The following is a 20,126-nucleotide window of genomic DNA, read 5'->3' on the forward strand; positions in this document are numbered from 1 at the left end:
ATGACAAACATCGAAAAACGTTTTTATCAAAACCGCGTCGCATTGAATGTTCTTGCTAATAGCATTGAAAATGCCGTCGAAGTTTTTGAAGCTGCAGAAGGACATGTATTAGTAGGAGTCCTTTCAAAGGATTATCCAACGGTAGAAGCTGCTGTTACGGCGATGAAGGAATACGGGGCAGCCATCGATGAAGCTGTGTCGATTGGCCTAGGTGCTGGTGATAATAAACAAGCGGCTGTGGTAGCGGAGATCGCAAAATACTATCCTGGCAGTCATATCAATCAAGTGTTTCCTGCGGTTGGGGCAACACATGCCAATTTAGGGGAGAAAGACAGCTGGATTAATTCTCTAGTGTCTCCAACAGGAAAAGTAGGTTATGTGAATATTTCTACTGGTCCTGTCAGTGCAGCAGCAAGTGAAACAGCGATTGTTCCGATTAAAGCGGCGATTGCGTTAGTGCGGGATATGGGCGGAAATGCCTTGAAATACTTTCCAATGAAAGGCTTAAAGCATGAGGAAGAGTTCCGTGCTGTTGCGAAGGCCTGCGGTGAAGAAGGGTTCGCCCTTGAGCCGACTGGCGGAATTGATTTAGATAATTTTGAGACGATTTTAGATATCGCATTGGAAGCGAAAGTGCCTAAAATTATTCCTCACGTTTATTCTTCTATTATTAATAAAGAAACGGGAAAAACCAATCCGGAAGATGTGAGGACATTACTCGCGATTACGAAAAAATTGGTTGAAAAACATGCCTAAACAAATCGTTGCTTTCGGGGAAGTCATGATGCGTTTGCAGGTGCCGGGATATGAATTACTGACTCAGGCTAACACATTACAATACTCTTTTTCAGGCACGGGAGTAAATGTTGCTTCTGCGATGACCAAGCTGGGATACGACGGGTATCTTGTAACGAGATTACCGGAAAACCCTTTAGGCGATGCAGCGATTTCTTTCCTACAGCGCTTGGGAATCAATCGGAAATTTATCTCCAGGGGCGGCAAATATCTTGGCTTGTATTTTCTCGAAAATGGCTTTGGGCAGCGTTCGAGCCGTGTTACTTATACGAATCGGCTAGAAAGCAGCTTTAATACCGCTCACGTTTCAGATTATGATCTCGATTTGGTTGCGGAACAGGCAGATATCATCCATTTTTGCGGCATCACGCTTGCCATGACGGATGGGGTCCGTGATAGTATGAAAGTGCTGGCCAAAAAAGTGAAAGAAAAAGGCGGATTGGTTTGTTTCGACTGTAATTACCGCCCTTCCTTATGGGAGGGAGGCTACGCTCATGCAAAACCTCATTATGAAGACATGCTGAATTTGGCTGATATCGTCATGATGAATGAAAAAGATGCGATGTATATTTTAGGAATGAAGACGGAAGAAACTTCTCGGGAAGGACAGCTGAAGGACCTCATTCCTAAGGTGGCAAAACACTTCAATATTCAAACGATCGCGGGAACACACCGGGGGATTAATGGGGATAACACCCATTCTTTACGGGGATTTTTATATAAAAATGAGGGGTTTCACTTCTCAGAAAAGCTTTCTTTTTCCGTATATGATCGAATTGGAGCCGGGGATGCTTATACTAGCGGGATTTTACATGGCGAGATGGCTGGGTTTTCACCTGAGAAAACAGTCGGATTTGCTGCTGCAGCAGGAATGCTGGCATGCACGATTGTAGGGGATACCCCAATGTCAACGGAGTCTGAAATTTTATCTGCCATGGCCGGAACCATTGATGATATAAAGAGATGAAGGAGCGAATAGGGAATGAAAGTGAATCGAAATAAGGGGCCAATGTACTTACAAATAAAAGAAATATTGAAGGATCGTATCTTACATGGTGTTTATGCGATTCACACCAACATTCCCTCTGAGCCTCAATTAGAAGAAGAATTTAATGTAAGTAAAATTACGGTGCGCAATGCCATTAAAGAACTGGTTCAAGAAGGATATCTGGAGAAGAAAAGCGGTAAAGGAACAAAGGTCATCGCCAATGTTTCGACTGCCAAGCTTTCAAAGGGGAAACGCTTTACAGAAATTTTAGTAGAAGAAGGCCACCATATCACCAAAAAGGTGGTAGGTATGAAGCGGGCGGAATTGTCTCCGGACTCTGAACTTTATTCTTTATTTGGCAGCCACTGTGTTCAAATTGAACGAATCTACTTATTGGATAACGAGCCGTATATTTTTTTCACTCATTACATCTTATTAGACATGAGTGAGGAAGAATTGGAAGAGGTTCAGATCGGCTCTTTGTACCGTTTTTTAGAAAAGCATAACATCAGGCTGGAGTCATTCCGAGATGAGTTTGCCGTTTCGATTGCACCAAGTCATGTGAGTGAAAGATTAAACTTGGAAAAAGACACAGCGGTATTAAAACGGATTCGCCGTTCCAGTGATGATGAAGGAAATGTATTGGAGTATAGTGAGGGTTACTATAATACTGGAAAACAAAATTATATTGTTACGTATAATGATTTCATGCAGTAACCCCCTTTTTTGCCTATTATGTAAGCGATTTCTCTGGGGAGAGTGAGAAAATATGAGTTTATATTTAATCGGAATTACGTTGGTTGCCATTGTGATCGTTATTTTGGGAGTATCGTGGTGGAAGTGGCATGCGTTTATTAGTTTAACGGTCGCCGGTCTGTTTCTTGCGATTTTCTCTGGAGTTCCAATGGACAAGATTGTTACCGCCTATGAAACAGGAGTGGGGGCCGTCCTAGGACACCTGATTGGAATTCTAGCGTTGGGGACCATCTTGGGTAAAATGATGTCTGACTCAGGGGCGGGGATGCAAGTAGCCGATTTCTTTATCAAAAAATTCGGCGTGAAATACCTGCCATGGGCGATGCTTCTTTCTGGATTTATTATTGGGATTCCTGTGTTTTTTGAAGTCGGTCTAGTAATCTTGCTTCCTTTAGTAATCTCAATTCGCAAATCTACTAAACAAAACATTTTATTAATTGGTATCCCGGTGCTAGCTGGATTGTCGATTGTTCATGGATTAGTCCCTCCGCATCCTGGTGCGATGACGGCGATCGGCATTTATAATGCAAACCTTGGAAAAGTTCTGCTTTACTCACTTATTATTGCTTTTCCAACGGCTATCATTGCAGGACCGATCTTTTCAAAATGGATCCAAAAACGGGTCATACCTGTTGGTGAACCAGAATTAATCCGTGTGGAGACAAAGTCAAGCGGGTTACCAAGTACGGGAATTTCGTTTTTCATTATCTTACTGCCTGTTATCTTAATGTTGTTAACAGTCATTGCTCCATTCCTTTCATTACCGGGTGCGATTGAAAAATTCTTAGTGTTTATTGGCAGTCCGGTTATTGCTCTATTAATCTCTTGTTTTGCAGCGTATTTCTTCTTGGGCTACCGTCAGGGTATGGACAAATCCTTAATCAAAAAATTAACGGATGAATGTTTATTGCCATTATCTTCGATTATTCTTATTATTGGGGCAGGGGGAGCGTTCAAGCAGATTTTAATTGAAAGTGGTGTCGGGAACGCGATTGCAGCCATGTCTGAACAAATGTCCTTGTCACCGATTGTCCTAGCTTTCCTCGTTGCGGGGTTAATCCGTATCGCTACCGGATCGGCAACGGTTGCGTTAACAACCGCAGCCGGAATTGTTTCTCCAGTAGTGGCGCATATGTCAGGGGTTAACTTGGAATTATTAGTTATTGCAACGGGCGCCGGTTCCTTAATGTTTTCACATGTGAATGATGCTGGTTTCTGGTTAGTTAAGGAATACCTTGGGTTAACGGTAAAGGAAACATTCAAAACATGGACAGTTATGGAAACGCTTCTTTCTTTTGTTGCCTTTATTCTTGTTTTGATTTTAGATGTGTTTGTTTAAGAGTGAAATTTTGACTATTTTGAAAGTTGAGTTTGAGAGGCGCCCGAATCTTTTGGGTGCCTCTTTGTCGTTAGTGATAAATAAAATTCTATTTCACTATTCAAGACATTCGGAAAAAAGTCTGATCAAAAATTCTGTATGGATTTACATAAATACATTTTATAGACTCAGGATCTATCTTAATTACAAAAAAGCAGCGTACTGAACCAAACAATAAAATGTTGTCCGGTTCAGTAGTTTTTTTTGTGAGGTTATTTTCGCTTAGATTGTTGTTTTTCGTATAAGTTCATCAACCCGTATAACAAAATGCTTCGTGGCATCTTTTCGTAAGAACATATGCGGAAATTGCCTAGAAACTTAAGTATTTGACCCTTATTAAGGTCCAAAAGCAACAAAGTTTACGAAAAGAGCCTTTTGTGAAAAGAAATTTGCTCCTAGAGGATGAGCAGAACATTACAAAACTTTAACATTGGCTTAATGTGGGATTTACATTCGTGAATTATCCTGAAACAGTAAGGAATCAACAAAAACGTTAAACAAACCAAATCTGTAGGAGGATTTTTTGATGAAACGTAAATGGAGTAAGACAATGAAGTCAATTCAAGCTGGGGTATTAGGTGTAAGTTTACTAAGTTTGGCAGCTTGTGGAACAAATGAAAAATCCGCTGCTCCCGTTGTGAAAGATCCTAATTCACTAAAAGTTGGGGAAATTGAGTCAAAAGCCAAAAAAGAAGGGGCCATCAATAGCGTTGGTATGCCGGATACATGGGCAAATTGGGGAGAAACGTGGGGAGACGTGACAAAAAAATACAAATTGACCCATAATGATACAGATTTATCCAGTGCTGAAGAGATTGCCAAATTTGAATCCGAAAAGCAAAATGCCACAGCTGATATCGGAGACGTGGGGATTTCTTTTGCCCCCATTGCTGAACAAAAAAACCTAACCATACCGTATAAAACCTCCTATTGGGATCAAGTACCGAAATGGGCGAAAGATGACAATGGAGACTGGGTTGCCGGATATCAAGGAACAATTGCCTTTCTAACTAATAAAGAATTGGTAAAGAACCCGCCAAAATCATGGGCTGATATTTTAAAAGGAAATTACAAAGTAACAGTTGGTGATGTTCAACGCGGAGCACAGAATCAAATGGCCGTTCTTGCTGCAGCGATTGCAAACGGCGGAAGTGAGTCAAATATCGAACCAGGTCTAAAATATTTTGCCAAGCTTGCCAAGCAGGGCCGTCTTAGTCTAACAGATGCAAAGCCGGCTAACATTGAAAAAGGGGAAGTACAGGTAGCCATTCTTTGGGATTTCAATGCAATTGGTTATGCGGAGCAAATCAACCGCAAGCAATTTGATATAAGTATTCCAAAAGAAGGTTCAGTTGTTAGTGCTTATTCAACCATCATTAACAAATATGCGAAGCACCCATATGCGGCGATGGCGACTAGAGAATATATCTTAAGTGATGAAGGTCAAATTAATTTAGCTAAAGGATTTGCACGCCCGATTCGTGATGTACAACTTCCAAAAGAGGTAGCAGCCAAACTGGTTCCAAAAGAAGAATACAAAAATGCACAACCAATACAAGATTACAAAGCATGGGAAGAAACAGCAAAAACTTTACCGCAGCTTTGGCAAGAAGAGGTGTTAGTAAATGTTAAATAAAGTGATTGTCGTTGTTGTTGATGGAATGAGATATGACAAGGGGTGCGAAGCACTGGGATATGTTCAGCATTTAGTTGAAACAAATCAGGCAGCACTATACAAAGTGAAGTCGGAGCTTCCGAGTCTTTCCCGTCCGCTGTATGAAGTATTACTTACCGGTACGCCAGCATCCATGAATGGAATTACCTCCAATCAAACGGTTCGTTTATCTAATGAGAAAAGTATCTTTCATCTTACGAAAGAAAATGGATTAAGAAATGCTGCTGCAGCCTATTATTGGGTAAGCGAACTATATAATCGGGCGCCATTCAACTTTATTGAAGACCGTATACAAGAAGATATGTCTAAGCCGATCCAATCAGGATTATTCTATTGGGATGATGATTATCCGGATAGCCATTTGTTGATGGATGCGGAGTCTTTGCGCAGAAAGCATGATCCGCACTTTTTATACATTCATCCTATGGGAGTGGATGTAAAAGGGGAGAATTACGGTTCGGAATCGAAAGAATATCGTGAACAAATTTTAAAAATGGGCAGCTTGTTAGCGCAGCTTCTTCCGATTTGGATGAAATCCGGCTACCATATTTTAATTACCTCCGACCATGGGATGAGTGAATATGGGAACCATGGAGGCATAACCGATGGTGAACGTGATGTACCGCTTTTTGTCATTAGCCCGAGAATTGAAACAGGAATACATGAGGAAACCATTCCTCAATTGGCGTTTGCTCCACTTGTTAGTGAACTGTTAGGTATTGAACCGTCTGACAAAATGATTTCTTATAAATTTCCTGGATTGAAAGAAGCGGTCACTCTTTAATTAGGATAGGCTTATAGTCTATAAATAAGGTATTCTTTGAAAATTTGAATCGATTTGGAATTAGGGCCAAATCGATTCAAAGGATTGTTAGCCATTTTTAAAGGAGCGAAAAATCTTGCAAAAACTAAAAAAACAAAAACTGTATTTATTAGCTCTTTTACTGCCATTTCTTATTCTTATTGTTGGTTTTGAAATTGGACCATTAGTTACGATGTTGAAAAATAGCTTTTATGCTGACGATGGAATTAAGGTGACAATTGAGCAATATGTAACTATATTCAAAAGTAAGTTTTACTTACAAGCCATTCAAAACAGCGTCCTTATTTCATTTTTTTCGGCCACCACTTCGATCATCGTGGCGATTGGCATCGCCTATTCGTTTACAAAATTTTCGAAGAAAGCACAAAATCGTTTACTCATGATTGCCAATATGACTTCGCATTTTGAAGGAATTCCTCTTTCTTTTTCCTATATTATTTTGCTTGGAAACAATGGTCTGTTTACGTTGCTTTTTGCCAAGTTTGGCTGGGATGTGTTGGGGAAATTTAACTTATACTCTTGGACGGGGTTAATTCTTGTCTACGTTTATTTCCAAATTCCAATGGCTATTATGCTTCTATATCCCTCATACCAAGGGATAAAACAGCAATGGAAAGAAGCTGCAGCATTATTAGGGGCTTCAAAGCGGCAATTTTGGCTTCATATTGGTTTACCTGTCCTGTTGCCAAGTATTGCAGGTATATTCAGTATTTTATTTGCAAATTCCATGGGCGCATATGCTACGGCTTATGCATTAGTCGGCAGCAATTATAATTTACTATCCTTGCAAATTGCCTCTCTCGTTGCTAGTGATGTTGCATTAAAGCCGCAGCTGGGCAGTGCATTAGGTGTTCTTTTAGCTTCGACGATGATTTTGGCGATGTGGTTTAATCAGCGCATGATGCGTCGTTTCAGGAGGGATTTATAATGAAATCTTCACTGCGTTTCCATAAAGCGGCTGTTGGGTTACTCATTATTTATTTGTTAATACCGCTAATCGGGACATTTTTATTTTCTATTGCCGGCAAGTGGGATCGTACCATTTTACCTGAGTCTTTTACCATGAAGTGGTATATTGAATTATTTCAAGATGCAAGGTTTTTTACTGCCTTCGAGCACACATTGTTTCTGATTGTGATGTCTGTTGGTCTTAGTATCATTATTATGCTTCCGACCATTTTCACTATCACGATCTATTTTCGTAAATTGGAAGGTCTCCTTCAAGCGGTTGCGATGCTTCCTTATGGAATCCCTCCAATTGTTGGAGCTGTTGGATTAATCAAGTTATATTCGAATGGACCGATTCAAATTTCCGGAACACCCTGGATTTTGATTGGTGCTTATTTTGTTACTATTTTGCCATTCATGTATCAAGGGATCCGGAACAGTCTGCGGACCATTAATGCAGTGGAACTTGTAGATGCCGCTGAGTTATTGGGGGCATCAAAATTTCAAGCTTTTAGAACCGTCGTGTTTCCTAATATTCTATCCGGTATCCTAGTCTCTACACTGTTATCCGTTGCTCTTTTATTTAGTGAGTTTTCTTTTGCCAATTTGCTGGTTGGAGGACAGTTTGAAACCCTGCAAATTTATCTTTCCAACAAATTAAATACGAGCGGTCATTTAACAAGTGCAATTGTTATTACGTATTATTCAGTGATTTTGCTGTTAACATGGGCCGTTTTAAAAGCCACGTTCAGAAACCAAAAAAGTCCATATATGTTAAAAAAGAAGCGGATTTTTTCAAGTTTTAAGAAACAGTCTCCTAAAAACATTACTTTTTTGGAAGGTGATAATTAATGAGCTATGTAACCATTGATCAAGTGACGAAGCGATATGAAAACCAAGTGGTTTTAAATCATATATCTTTAACATTGCAAAAAGGAGAATTTGCTACACTTCTTGGACAAAGCGGATGCGGAAAAAGTACATTGCTCAGGTCCATTGCTGGACTTGAAGAAGTGGATAAGGGAAGGATCTTGGTAGATCAAAAAGATATTACTCATTTATCACCCCGGCAGCGTGAGGTCGGCATGGTATTCCAATCTTATGCCCTTTTCCCGAATATGACCGTTTTCGATAACATTGCATATGGGCTTAAAATGAAAAAAGAATCAAATATCAAATCAAGAGTGCAAAATATGATTGATATGGTTGATTTAACCGGAAAAGAAGGATCTTATCCGCATCAGCTATCCGGCGGCCAGCAGCAACGGGTTGCACTTGCACGGGCTCTTGTAATGGAACCGAAAGTGCTGCTTTTGGACGAGCCTTTAAGTGCATTGGATGCAAAAATCAGGAAGAATTTACAAAGGGAATTAAAAAGAATACAAAGAGAATTGGAGATCACCACGATTTTTGTTACTCATGATCAAGAAGAAGCTATGACCTTGTCAGACAAGATCTTTATTATGAATGAAGGCAATATTGTTCAATCAGGTTCTCCTTCAGATATTTATACTTCCCCAGTCAATACCTTTGTTGCAAAATTTATCGGGAATTATAATGTTCTAAATGTCGAGGTATTTAATAAACTGATTCGAAGTCCGGAATTAAAAGGCAATGAAGTGGCGATCCGCCCTGAAGTATTACAATTAACGCCAGTTGAACACGAAACCATGCCTTTAGAAGATAATTGGTCGGTTAGAGGTGTGATTCGGGATATTTCGATGACTGGGAATGTTTTAAGATATGAAGTTGAAACAGATGGTTCCATCTTCCATGTGGATTCTCTTCACCATCAAGGAGGAAAACTGGATCAGGGCTCACCTATTCGTATCCTTATACCAAAGAAAGAATGCATTGTTTTATAAATTAGTAATGGGGTAATCAAATGTTAATCTTACCAGAGGAAAGAAAAAATGAAATTTTAAATGAGTTAAAAAGAATCGGAAAGGTAAAAGTCATTGATTTGGCCAAACAATTCAATGTTTCAGAGGAAACCATCCGTCGGGATTTAACACAATTAGAGGAAAATGGGTTATTAAAAAAGGTTTATGGCGGGGCAATAAAAACAACCTTCCAATCCGGGGAACCTCCGTTTACCCAGCGTACGACAGTGAATCAAGAAGCAAAAATTCAAATTGGTAAAAAAGCAGCGGAACTTATATCCGATGGAGATGTCATTGTTATTGATGTTGGAACCACTACACTGGAGTTTGCCCATTCTATCCAAAATAAAAAAAATATAACGATCTTAACTAATTCTATCCCAGTATCAGCTGTATTAACGGAATCTCTTAATCAACAAAAGTTCACAGGAGAGGTTTTACTGTTAGGAGGGCAAATTGATCCGAAACAGCAATCGGTCAGTGGTGGTATTACGGAGCAGGTATTAAATCAATTCAATATTAATAAGGCATTTATTTCAGCAGGCGGTGTCTCTATTGAAAATGGTATTAGTAATTTTCATTTAAATGAAACTTTGGTTTCCCGAACCATGGTTAAGGTATCAAAACAAATTATTTTGTTAGCCGATTATTCAAAATTTGGCGTTGATACATTTTGTAAAATATGCCCCTTAGAGAAAATAGATATCATTGTGTGTGACCAGCCACTTCCGGAACCTTGGATGAATGATTTGATATTAAACGAAATCGATTGGATAAAAGCATAGAAGTGGATGAAAGGAGCAAAAGAACATGAGTTTAATTGCAATAGACTTAGATGGGACGTTATTAAACCATCAAATAGAAATAAGTGAAGAAAATATAAAAGCAATTGAATATGCCCAAAAGAATGGAGTTGAAGTAGTCATTTCAACTGGCCGGGCATATTTTGATGTGCGGAGAATTTGTGAGAAGGCTGGGCTTACTACCGTTGTAATTGGTACAAACGGTGCCACCATTCATTCAAAAGATGAGAAGCTTTTGTCTGCTGCTGCAATAGAGAAAAATGACGTGCAATCTATTCTTCAATGGTTAGACGAACGGAATTTTTACTATGAGGTGTTTACAAACACAGCCATTTATACAATCAGAAAAGACAGGGAAAATTTCAATCATGAGATTCAAAGGATGAAAAGAACTGAGTTAGATTGTGATAGGAAAGAATTAGTGGAGGAAGCAGAAAGACAACTTGATCAGTATGGGTATGTTTTTGTTGAAAACTATCATGATATTCTAAAACAAAAAGAAGATTTTTATAATATTGTAGTGTGTTCTTTTGATGAAAAGAAGTTAGAAGAAAGCCGGAAACACTTTAAAGAATTTGGTCCGTTAACAGTTGTTTCATCTGCTCATCATAATATTGAAATTACGAGCAAACATGCATCAAAAGGAATTGCCCTTGAAAAACTTTGTTCTTTGACAAATTGCAGTTTAGACCATGCAATGGCAATTGGAGACAGCGACAATGATCGATCTATGTTCCAAAAGGTGAAATATAGCGTTGCGATGGGAAATGCAAAAGGTGAGATAAAAGATATTTGTACAATGGCCACTCTTAAAAATGATGAAGATGGTGTGGCTCATGCCATTTATCAATACGTGGATAATTTAGTAATACAACCATAACATAATCTATTAAAATAGCAGGTTAGTAATTACACGTATTAGGATAGGATGGCGTCTACTCACAAGGGAGAATCTTTAAATGGATTGGATTTATATTTTGATTGCAGGTCTTTTAGAGATCGTCTGGATTATAGGCCTTAAATATTCGCATGGGTTTACTGAATTCATACCTAGTGTACTAACAGTGGGGGTTACCATTTTCAGCTTTTTTTTATTGTCAAAGGCTTTACGTTTAATACCTGTAGGAACAGGGTATGCCATTTTTACGGGTTTGGGTACGGTTGGAACAATAGCTGTTGGGGCGATTTTTTGGGGGGAATCTATCAATCTGCTAAAACTTTTTTTTGTCATTTTAATGATTTTTGGAATAATTGGACTAAAAATCGTGTCAATTGATGATCAACAAGAAGTAGATGATTTGTCCAAGGTTAGGTGATGAGTAGATGGCATGGCTGTTACTCCTTCTTGCTGGATTTGCTGAGATTGGCAGTGTCATAAGCTTAAAACGTGCAGAAGGATTAAAAAAATTTCTTCCCACTGTTGTATGTCTTGTGTTCGGAAGTTTCAGCTTTTATTTTCTTTCGCTTGCATTAACAGTTCTTCCAATCGGACCCGCTTACGCAATTTGGACTGGCATCGGCACTGTTGGAAGTGTCTTAATAGGAATGGCTTACTTTAATGAACCGAAAGATAGTAAAAGAATCTTTTTAATTCTTTGTATTATAATTGGAGCTGTTGGCGTTAAAATAACTTCTGGACAGTAAGAAAAGCACAAGCTAGGAGTAAATCCTGGCTTTTTATTTCGGAAAATAAACCAAAGGCACTCAGTATGGAGAATGTATCTTTTTTGTTTTTATCCTTTCTCATGCATAAAAAAGGATTGATACCATAACTGCCCGTCTGAATCTTTTTTATAACCATTTTGCTTGATTCGGAATTTTTATATGTGAATACCAGGAGCCATGCTCCTGGATCCCACTTTAAACCAATATCCTAAAAAAACGCACGCTCGATATACCAGACCACCCCGAAGAGGGTAATTGTGGTCGAAATGGCAGGAAGCGACCATTTGATTCTACGGATATATTGAATAACGGGATAAATGAATAACACGATGAGAACTTGACCGATTTCGATCCCCATATTAAACGTCAATAGAGAAGAAGCAAACTGTCCTCCATCCATCTTCATTTCTGATAATATATCGGCAAACCCGAATCCGTGAATCAGCCCGAAACCGAAGGCTAACCATGCATTGTGCTTCGTGTTCTGTTTTAACAGATTAGTAAGGGCGACATAAGCGATACTCAGCGCGATGGCAGACTCAACAAACCTACCAGGCAGTGTCACGATATGCATAGTGGCTAAAACCAGAGTCACCGTATGGGCTGCGGTAAATGCAGTAATCACCTTAAGAATCTGTTTGATCGAGGTAGCTCCAATAAGTAAAGCGACCAAAAATAAAATATGGTCATAACCGGTAATCAGATGTTCCATTCCAAGCAATAAAAATTGCTTAACGGTATGGATAATACTCAATTTGCCAAGTTGAATTTCCCGCGAATCATTGGTCAACACTGGATTTTGCTTTTTTCCGTCGAGGTCTAGTGTGACATAATTTGTGTGCCACTGGTCTAAATCATCAAAAAACAGGTTATAGGATAATATGAATTGCTCAGGCTTTTGTTTTATCGGATACTCCAGTATTGCTTCAGCATAAAGCTTTTTGTTCACTTCTGTTGCTTGAAGCCGGGTCAAGGTTCCCTCTAACGGTAAACCGTCGGCATGGAGTTTGATATTGGAGAGTAGATAGGATTCCACATCTGTTTTTGAATCCCGCAGAAATCGGTTTATGACTTTCTTTGCATGATTGCTGATATCGGGATCATTCGGGGTGATTACGATCCTCAATTGGTCCATATTCATCCGCAGTACGTATTGAATGGTTCCGTCCTTTTCCGAGATGTCTGAATAAGCTTCGCTGTCGTTGGCATGTGCAAACGTATCAGGGACCGTGAACCCAAAAATCGCAAACAATACAACGATCAACATGACCCATTTTTTAACCATCTTGTTTGTCCTCCAAATTTCGACTTTTTCAGATAATACATTTACACAAAATCCCACTGACCACAAAAGCCAGTGGGATGAAAACTTCTTTATTGTGCTGACCAGTACAAGATAAGTTCTTGTGCATCATCTGCAAGGACATCCCTGGCAGACGGGGTTATATTTTTCACCATGGCCTCGTTATCCAAATGCTTTAGGAAATCTTGGATAAATTTAACCGCTTGTTCCTTGGAGCCCTTCTCTAACTGGTGTTCCGCTTGTTTTAATTTGTTTGTCAATTGACTGAAGAGTGGCGCTTTCAATTCCTCTTTTGCGCTATATTCTTCTACTAATCCCTGAAGCATTGGGAGGCTGGTTTTTACCATCGACCATGTGTCTACCTTTTCCATCGTATCTGTTCTAAAGGTATCAACCGAAACACTATATTTGTTGACATTGATGGTAGAGAAGGTTGGAACTTTAAGCTGGCTTCTCACCTCGGAGTATATTTCCGGAGTCGGCTTTAATTCGTAATATTTACTTCCACTTGCAGAGTTTGCTGTGATATACATTGATCCTGTTGGGTTTACGACTCTTCCTTGGTTGTCAATCAGCTGATTTTTTTGCGGGATGTCCCCTTTCATTACGTAGGTTCTGACATAGGAGTGGTCATGCCCCATGAAGATGACGTCAACATTCAGCTCATCAAATGTTGGGAAAAGAGCAGCTCGTAAGTTTGTAATCAAGGACTCCGTAGAGTGAGGTCCAGCTCCATAAATGTCGTGGTGGAACGTGACAAATTTCCATTTAGCGCTTGGAACTTTAGCGGCCGTTTCTTTCATGAATTGTACGTGTGCAGCTCCGTCCGTATTATTCGTGTTCAAGACCATGAACAAAGCGTCTCCATAGGTATAATAATAGTCACCGCTTGCATTGGTTACGCCGTATTTCGTTGACTCATTTGGCTGATTGAAATGATATTTGTAATTTACACTGGTATCGTGATTACCGACAACCGATGCTAAAGGCAGGCTTCTGAGTACGTCCGGACTCATGAAAGCGTCATATTGCGCTTCGTTTGTTGCCGTATTCACCTGGTCGCCTGCTGACATAATGTAGCTTAGGTTCGGGAACTTATCCACCGCTTTATTCAGCGTGTTTGTCCAGCCAGCCTGGTCGTTCGGCACGCTGCCCGATGCACCGATTTGCGGGTCTCCTACAAATATGATGCTGAATTGATCTGTTCGTTGCGTTGCATAGTTGTAAACAGGGCTCCAGTCCCCGTTTTTGCCGTCGCCTACCCGGTACACATATTGTGTAGATGGTTCAAGGCTGGTAACCGTCACTTTGTTGGAATAATAAGCGGTTGTTCCGACTGTCGCTGCTGGTGAAGCTGTTCCTGTAAACGTTACCGCTTTATCAGCAGGGAATTCATTGCCGGTCATATCTGATTTTTTGGCCATCTGGACGATTGCTTTATCTGGATTAACAGTTGAATACCACGTGAACCGCAGTTCACTTTCATTACTGCCGGGATTGAGTGCGATGTCCTTAGAAACGTATGGAAGTTCATCTGCTTTGGCAATGTCCATTGGATTTATATGGCTTTTACCGGTAAAACTGTTTGTCAGCAATGGTAATACTAGGAGTACCGACGTAGCTGCCAGGCTAATTTTCGTTGACTTTTTCATATTCAATACATTAAACAAGTAAAATCATCCTCCTACATTATTTTTCTCTCACCGCGCGCATGGTTGTTTGAGAGTACAGCTATATCTTAAGAAGTATTTGTTAATGGAATATAGGAATCCAGTTAATTTCTTGTAAACCATATTTTTACAAAAAGAAGAAATTTTGTTAACGGTCTATTAACATTCATCTGTTAGATTAGTAGAAAAATAGAATATTTTTTTGAAAAATGGCATGGAGGTCTCATATGTTCACATCAAAGAAAGTAGGAACGGCTCTTTTCACAGCTGTACTATTGCTTATCACCGCATTGATGTATTTTTTTTATCAAAGTCCTGAAAAAGCATATAATGAGCAGGGCGGAACTTCTTATGCAAGTTATGAAAGGGCAAAAGTATTGCGGGTCATCAGAGAGGATTTAGCAAAGGATCCGACAGATGGTGGATTGTATCACGGGACGCAGCAACTGGAGGTCAAAATTCTTTCCGGGGAACATAAAGGGGAAGTTCATACCATAACCAACTATTTGAGCCCCTATATAAACGTTCTTACAAAAAAAGGACAGACCATTGTGGTGAACGTGGATTCTGCCGATCATAAACATTATTATGTAACGGTATACGGCCATTACCGAGCACCCATCATGTGCTCTATGATTCTGTTGTTTTTTGGAATTCTATGGGCGATTGGCGGGAAAAAAGGATTGAAATCGGTGGCTGGTATTCTCTTTACGTTTGCTAGTATTTTTTATTTGTTTATTCCGATGCTTTATAGGGGATATTCCCCGATTTTTGCTACGGTGGTGGTTGGAGTCCTGACGACATGTATCACCTTGCTTTTATTGAACGGTTGGAGTTCAAAATCTTTGGCGGCCATACTGGGTACAACTGTTGGGGTCGTCATAACCGGAGTTTTTGCCTACATTTGCGGTGAATTATTGCAAATTTCCGGGTTTAATACGAAAGAAGTGGAAGTATTGCTGATTGTTTCCCAGCAAACCGGCATGCAGCTCAAAGGGATTTTGTTCGCGGGGATTATGCTTGCTTCTCTTGGTGCCATCATTGATGTAGGTATTTCCATCGCCTCGTCCGTTTATGAAGTCTATCAGGCAAATCCTACTCTTAGTAAGAGGGAACTATTTTTATCGGGCATCAATGTTGGCCGTGATATGATGGGGACGATGGCTAATACCTTGCTCCTTGCCTTTACTGGCACAACACTCTCTTCGCTGATGATTTTGTATGCGATGAAAGTGCCTTTTACTCAATTGACCAACATGAATATGGTGACGATCGAAGTGATTCAAGGGATTACCGGATGCTTTGGTGTTGTCCTGACCGTACCCATTGTTGCGTTTATTTCATCGAGAATGATGCCGAGATTTGAAAAAGTATTAATCAACAAAAATGAGCGCGACAGTGAAGAGGTATATACGATTGAAAATGTTGGCAGATGATACAAAAAAACACTGCACCCCCATCATGTACGATGGGGGTGCAGTATTTGTATGCTGAGGATCAGCTGGTTTTATGCGTCTTAGTTTAATATTTTTACCTTTAATTTTTTCACTCCAAAATTGACTGCATCTTGTTCAGAAGGAATAAAGATATCAATTCGATTTCCTTTAATCGCTCCGCCAGTATCTCCGGCGATCGCTTCACCATAGCCTTCTACATAAACTTTACTGCCAAGCGGGATAACAGATGGGTCAACGGCGATAACCTTCTTATTAGGATTTGCTTTAATGTTAATCCCAGTTGCCGTGATACCGGAACATCCTTCACACGATGCTGTATAAGCAGTAGCTTTCACGGTAATTTCCTTTGAACTTGAATCACTTGTGGATGCAGCTTTTACCTCAGGTGCGCTTTCCTTTTGAGTTTGTGTATTTTCTCTCGGTGCTGGTGCAGCTTTTACAGCAGGTGCACTTTCATTTGAGGTTGATTCAGTTTTAAATACAGGTGCATTTTCCTTTGATTCTTGTAAAGCAAGCTTCATTGTTTTTCCTGTTACATCAGTATTATTAGTATTAATGCCATCAAAGATTAATAGATTTAATCCAGGATGGATGAGATCGGTATTTAAATGGTTCCATTCTTTAATTAATGAAACCGATGTATGATGTTCCATGGAAATGTCCCATAATGTGTCGCCTTGTTTAACTGTATAATGTTTCTCCGGTGCAATCGTTAGTTTATCACCAGGATAAATAAGATCTGTGGTAAGATGGTTCAACATTTGAATATTGTCTACTGATGTATTATGTACACGTGATAGATCCCAAAGAGTATCCCCTTTATGTACAGTAATTGTTGCGGCTGATACATTAGCACTTACAGTTACTGAGAGTACAGCAACTGCTATCATTGATATCATTTTTTTAAGCATTCTTTTACCCTCCGTTTTCTTTGGTTGCTAAGTTTTCATAATCGTATCATGAATTTTTCTGAAACAAAGAACAGAGAGATGTTAAATTGTTTACCTTAATGGCATTTATATTGCAATAACATGTCGGAAATAGTTGAATAATCAGAAAATAATGCTTATTTGATGGCCTTTTCAATGCAAAAAGCCTAATAGTGCACCTCTTAGAGCTTCCATTCTTTTTATTACAAATATTACTTTGTGAAATTTATATTATACCAATATATCCCGTTTGTTCCATTAAATTCATGAACTACAAAAGGTAATTTCTATAAAAATTAGTTTTTGTATTAGGATATCGACACAAATTTGGATTATATCAACACTTTTTTAAAGGATGTCGACATGGATTCCAATTATATCCACACAAGTTTCGGATTTTAGACAAAAGGGCAGGATTTCCACAGGACAACCTATTTATAAAGCAAAATAAAAAGGTCGAGAGTAATTTACTCCAGACCTTGTCCGTAAAATAACAAATGCTCATAACACATTGGTTAGCCGTATTTACGGTTTATTGAAAGGGTAGCTTTGAAATAAGGTACCCTGGTTATGCATACGAAACAATAAATTCCGCTTTCCCTTCTAATTTATACTCACAAAAGCCGTATGGGAGGATACAATGACTGCCCTTCTTCAGCTCGAAGGCCTTTGTGCTGGAGTATGGAAGCGTTGGTTCTTTCTATAGTCATTCTCCTAAATATTAGTAATACAGTAATCTATCATGATACAATATTCGTATTAAAAATGACTAGATGGGAGAATGAGAGAATGAAATCAATCTTACTAAGAGGGGGACTGCTGGCGTGTTTACTACTTCTAGGATGGTCTCATCAAGAAGCGTCTGCCGCTATGACATGGCCAGATAAATGTACATCATTTGGTAAAGTCAAGCCAAATCAAAATCCCTCTCCACAACACATCAATTGCTTACTGACCAACGCTGCTTTAGAAGCAAAAATTCCTCCTGAGGTGGTAAAAGCTGTAGCTAAAAAAGAAAGTGACTGGAGACAATTTGATGCGAAAGGTCAGCCTTTTGTTTCACCTGATAACGGAATCGGCCTCATGCAAATTACGAATAAATCAGGCTATGATCAACAGCAATTGAAAACCAATATTAACTACAATATTCAGGCAGGCGTCGAGATTCTTAAGAGTATGTATGATCGTAAAGATTTGCCAAAAATAAAAGAAATGGGACCAGAAGTCATTGAAAATTGGTACTTTCCTGTAATGGCCTATAATGGCACAAAGCCTGTTAACAGTCCGCTGGATCATTCAACTGGAAAAAATAATCCGAACGCATACCAGGAAAAAGTCTTTGCAAATATTTTTAATGACAGTTTCCTAGGGGGTACTAAATTAGGGCGGTTCCCTTTCAGCAAAGATGACTTTGAATATGACAAACTTAAAAGAGATAATATTGTTTTCAAAAAGCCAGAATACACCCTTACTGACCAAATGCATGCTTCTAGATACCTTTTTAAAACGGGAGATAAGGTAGTTGTAACGAATGATGGAGTGAAAGTAAGGTCACAATCAAGTAGTAGTAGTACGGCTACCATTTTTGCGAAAGGTACTACATTAATCATTACTGGAAATTTTGTATATGACCAATCGAAAACCAGTAAAAACCAATTTGTTTGGTACCCGGTTAAAACGGCAGATCAAAAAGGAAAAGGTTATATTTCTTCTGCTTATATTAGTAGAAAGCTAGAGTTACCTGTAGTCAACTCTGTGGGTGATCGTGATGTGTATCTATCAGGCAAGGCTCCTGCGAAGGTCATGGTACAAATCAAGAATGGAACGAAGCTGATTAGCAGTATCGTGTCTGATGCAAACGGGAATTTCAAGGCTAAAATCCCTGTTCAAAAGGCGGGGACCAAACTCACTTTAAGCTATAAGGATCAGTTGAATACCTTTAGCCCTGTTAAAACCATCATTGTAGCAGATAAAACTGCACCGCTAGCTCCAAAAGTGAATACGGTGACGAATACGGCAAATGCAGTATCCGGAAAAACCGAAGCAAAGGCAACAGTGATTTTAACCATCAAAGGGAAGGTCTATAGCGGAAAAGCGGATGCTTCCGGAAATTACAAAATCGTCATACCGATACAAAATACAGGAACGATTGTTTCTGTCAAAGCAAAAGACAGTGCTGGCAATGTAGGTGCTGCAATAAGCGCTAAAGTGATTCGAGTTGCGCCGAATATGCCGACTGTGGGCATAGTGAAATCTACCTCATCCGCTGTGACAGGGAGCACGGAAAAGTACGCAGTTGTGATGGTGAAGATTGGGAATAAGACTTATACAGCAAAGGCCGGCAGCACCGGCAAATATAAGGTCACGATTCCAAAGCAAAAAGCAGGCAAAAAACTGTATGTAAGTGCGAAGGATCAAAAAGGAAAGATCAGCGCAACAAGGACGATAACTGTAGTGAAATAATGCTTTAAAAAATATGAAACTGCCATCCTGAAGGGAAGAGGCTTTAGCGAGAAGTGTTCGAAGCACTTCTCTTTTTAATTGGCACTCAAGTGGGCGCATTGTTATCCTATACTCCGTAAATCATCTTTGTTGAAGAATCTGTATAAAATTATTAATTAACTATTGACTTAAGTGGGATAACCTAGTAATATATTTACTTGTCACCAACAGAAAATACTTAACTTCAAAAAAAGTTGATTTAAGTAAATGGTTCTGTTATGATAATGAATGTCGCTGTTTTAAGGATAAATAAAACTCTTAAAAAACAATTGACATTTGAAAGGCAAGATGATATATTAATATCCTGTCTTGAAAAATTGTTCTTTGAAAACTAAACAAACAAAAACGTCAACAAACAATAATAATCGTGTTTCTTCTATTATATAGAGAACACGAGCCAACGTAAATTTTCGAGCTAAATCAACTTTCTTGGAGAGTTTGATCCTGGCTCAGGACGAACGCTGGCGGCGTGCCTAATACATGCAAGTCGAGCGAATCAATAGGAGCGCAGCTCTTTTGGTTAGCGGCGGACGGGTGAGTAACACGTGGGC

At 39.3% G+C, this 20,126-nt stretch carries 18 protein-coding genes, 1 rRNA gene and 1 pseudogene; 16 read left to right on the plus strand and 4 right to left on the minus strand.

What is annotated here, in order from left to right:
- From dagF to BIV60_RS15310, 13 genes are all read left to right on the plus strand, one after another.
- On the plus strand, positions 1 to 756 hold the full coding sequence (gene dagF, locus BIV60_RS15250; protein WP_071356579.1) for a 2-dehydro-3-deoxy-phosphogluconate aldolase: 756 nt from the start codon (positions 1 to 3) through the stop codon (positions 754 to 756).
- Positions 749 to 1,762 carry a sugar kinase gene (locus BIV60_RS15255; RefSeq protein ID WP_071356580.1) on the plus strand — a complete coding sequence of 338 codons (1,014 nt, stop codon included), beginning with the start codon at positions 749 to 751 and terminating at the stop codon, positions 1,760 to 1,762. The genes dagF and BIV60_RS15255 overlap by 8 nt, the downstream gene beginning before the upstream one ends.
- A 15-nt stretch (positions 1,763 to 1,777) precedes the next feature.
- Positions 1,778 to 2,500: a GntR family transcriptional regulator gene (locus tag BIV60_RS15260; protein ID WP_071356581.1), complete on the plus strand. Its 723-nt coding sequence runs from the start codon at positions 1,778 to 1,780 to the stop codon at positions 2,498 to 2,500.
- A 52-nt stretch (positions 2,501 to 2,552) separates the two neighbouring features.
- Entirely contained in the window at positions 2,553 to 3,878 is a 1,326-nt protein-coding gene (locus BIV60_RS15265) for a GntT/GntP/DsdX family permease (RefSeq protein WP_071356582.1), read from the plus strand.
- Between the two features lie 565 nt (positions 3,879 to 4,443).
- Positions 4,444 to 5,553, plus strand: a complete 1,110-nt coding sequence (locus tag BIV60_RS15270; RefSeq protein WP_071356583.1) for an ABC transporter substrate-binding protein — start codon at positions 4,444 to 4,446, stop codon at positions 5,551 to 5,553.
- Positions 5,543 to 6,376: an alkaline phosphatase family protein gene (locus BIV60_RS15275; RefSeq protein WP_071356584.1), complete on the plus strand. Its 834-nt coding sequence runs from the start codon at positions 5,543 to 5,545 to the stop codon at positions 6,374 to 6,376. Before BIV60_RS15270 ends, BIV60_RS15275 begins: the two co-directional genes overlap by 11 nt.
- 115 nt (positions 6,377 to 6,491) lie before the next feature.
- Positions 6,492 to 7,343 (plus strand): ABC transporter permease, encoded by an 852-nt coding sequence (locus BIV60_RS15280; RefSeq protein WP_071356585.1) that lies wholly within the window; start codon positions 6,492 to 6,494, stop codon positions 7,341 to 7,343.
- Entirely contained in the window at positions 7,343 to 8,215 is an 873-nt protein-coding gene (locus tag BIV60_RS15285; protein WP_071356586.1) for an ABC transporter permease, read from the plus strand. The genes BIV60_RS15280 and BIV60_RS15285 overlap by 1 nt, the downstream gene beginning before the upstream one ends.
- Complete coding sequence (locus tag BIV60_RS15290) at positions 8,215 to 9,228, plus strand: ABC transporter ATP-binding protein (protein ID WP_071356587.1); 1,014 nt, start codon at positions 8,215 to 8,217, stop codon at positions 9,226 to 9,228. Before BIV60_RS15285 ends, BIV60_RS15290 begins: the two co-directional genes overlap by 1 nt.
- Positions 9,229 to 9,248: 20 nt before the next feature.
- Positions 9,249 to 10,031: a DeoR/GlpR family DNA-binding transcription regulator gene (locus BIV60_RS15295; RefSeq protein ID WP_071356588.1), complete on the plus strand. Its 783-nt coding sequence runs from the start codon at positions 9,249 to 9,251 to the stop codon at positions 10,029 to 10,031.
- 25 nt (positions 10,032 to 10,056) lie between these two features.
- Positions 10,057 to 10,929 carry a Cof-type HAD-IIB family hydrolase gene (locus BIV60_RS15300; protein WP_071356589.1) on the plus strand — a complete coding sequence of 291 codons (873 nt, stop codon included), beginning with the start codon at positions 10,057 to 10,059 and terminating at the stop codon, positions 10,927 to 10,929.
- Between the two features lie 79 nt (positions 10,930 to 11,008).
- Positions 11,009 to 11,365 carry a DMT family transporter gene (locus BIV60_RS15305; RefSeq protein WP_071356590.1) on the plus strand — a complete coding sequence of 119 codons (357 nt, stop codon included), beginning with the start codon at positions 11,009 to 11,011 and terminating at the stop codon, positions 11,363 to 11,365.
- A gap of 7 nt (positions 11,366 to 11,372) precedes the next feature.
- A complete protein-coding gene (locus tag BIV60_RS15310; RefSeq protein WP_071356591.1) occupies positions 11,373 to 11,693 on the plus strand; it encodes a DMT family transporter in 321 nt (106 codons plus the stop codon).
- A 229-nt stretch (positions 11,694 to 11,922) separates the two neighbouring features.
- Here BIV60_RS15310 and BIV60_RS15315 read toward each other — a convergent pair whose 3' ends face one another.
- Positions 11,923 to 12,999, minus strand: a complete 1,077-nt coding sequence (locus BIV60_RS15315) for a HupE/UreJ family protein (protein WP_071356592.1) — start codon at positions 12,997 to 12,999, stop codon at positions 11,923 to 11,925.
- A gap of 89 nt (positions 13,000 to 13,088) precedes the next feature.
- Complete coding sequence (locus tag BIV60_RS15320; RefSeq protein ID WP_071356593.1) at positions 13,089 to 14,687, minus strand: purple acid phosphatase family protein; 1,599 nt, start codon at positions 14,685 to 14,687, stop codon at positions 13,089 to 13,091.
- Between the two features lie 227 nt (positions 14,688 to 14,914).
- Between BIV60_RS15320 and BIV60_RS15325 the strand changes: the two genes are divergently transcribed.
- Positions 14,915 to 16,123 carry a YibE/F family protein gene (locus tag BIV60_RS15325; RefSeq protein ID WP_071356594.1) on the plus strand — a complete coding sequence of 403 codons (1,209 nt, stop codon included), beginning with the start codon at positions 14,915 to 14,917 and terminating at the stop codon, positions 16,121 to 16,123.
- Positions 16,124 to 16,203: 80 nt separating this feature from the next.
- Here BIV60_RS15325 and BIV60_RS15330 read toward each other — a convergent pair whose 3' ends face one another.
- Together BIV60_RS15330 and BIV60_RS31000 are read right to left on the minus strand one after the other, a co-directional pair.
- Complete coding sequence (locus BIV60_RS15330; RefSeq protein ID WP_071356595.1) at positions 16,204 to 17,055, minus strand: 3D domain-containing protein; 852 nt, start codon at positions 17,053 to 17,055, stop codon at positions 16,204 to 16,206.
- Positions 17,056 to 17,641: 586 nt separating this feature from the next.
- Positions 17,642 to 17,734: pseudogene (locus BIV60_RS31000) on the minus strand (mannose-6-phosphate isomerase); the annotation flags it as partial.
- A 128-nt stretch (positions 17,735 to 17,862) separates the two neighbouring features.
- Between BIV60_RS31000 and BIV60_RS15335 the strand changes: the two are divergent.
- Positions 17,863 to 19,536 (plus strand): Ig-like domain-containing protein, encoded by a 1,674-nt coding sequence (locus tag BIV60_RS15335; RefSeq protein ID WP_071356596.1) that lies wholly within the window; start codon positions 17,863 to 17,865, stop codon positions 19,534 to 19,536.
- A 465-nt stretch (positions 19,537 to 20,001) separates the two neighbouring features.
- Positions 20,002 to 20,126, plus strand: a 16S ribosomal RNA gene (locus tag BIV60_RS15340); the annotation flags it as partial.

It is taken from the genome of Bacillus sp. MUM 116 (assembly GCF_001866655.1).
Taxonomy (GTDB): domain Bacteria; phylum Bacillota; class Bacilli; order Bacillales; family Cytobacillaceae; genus Neobacillus.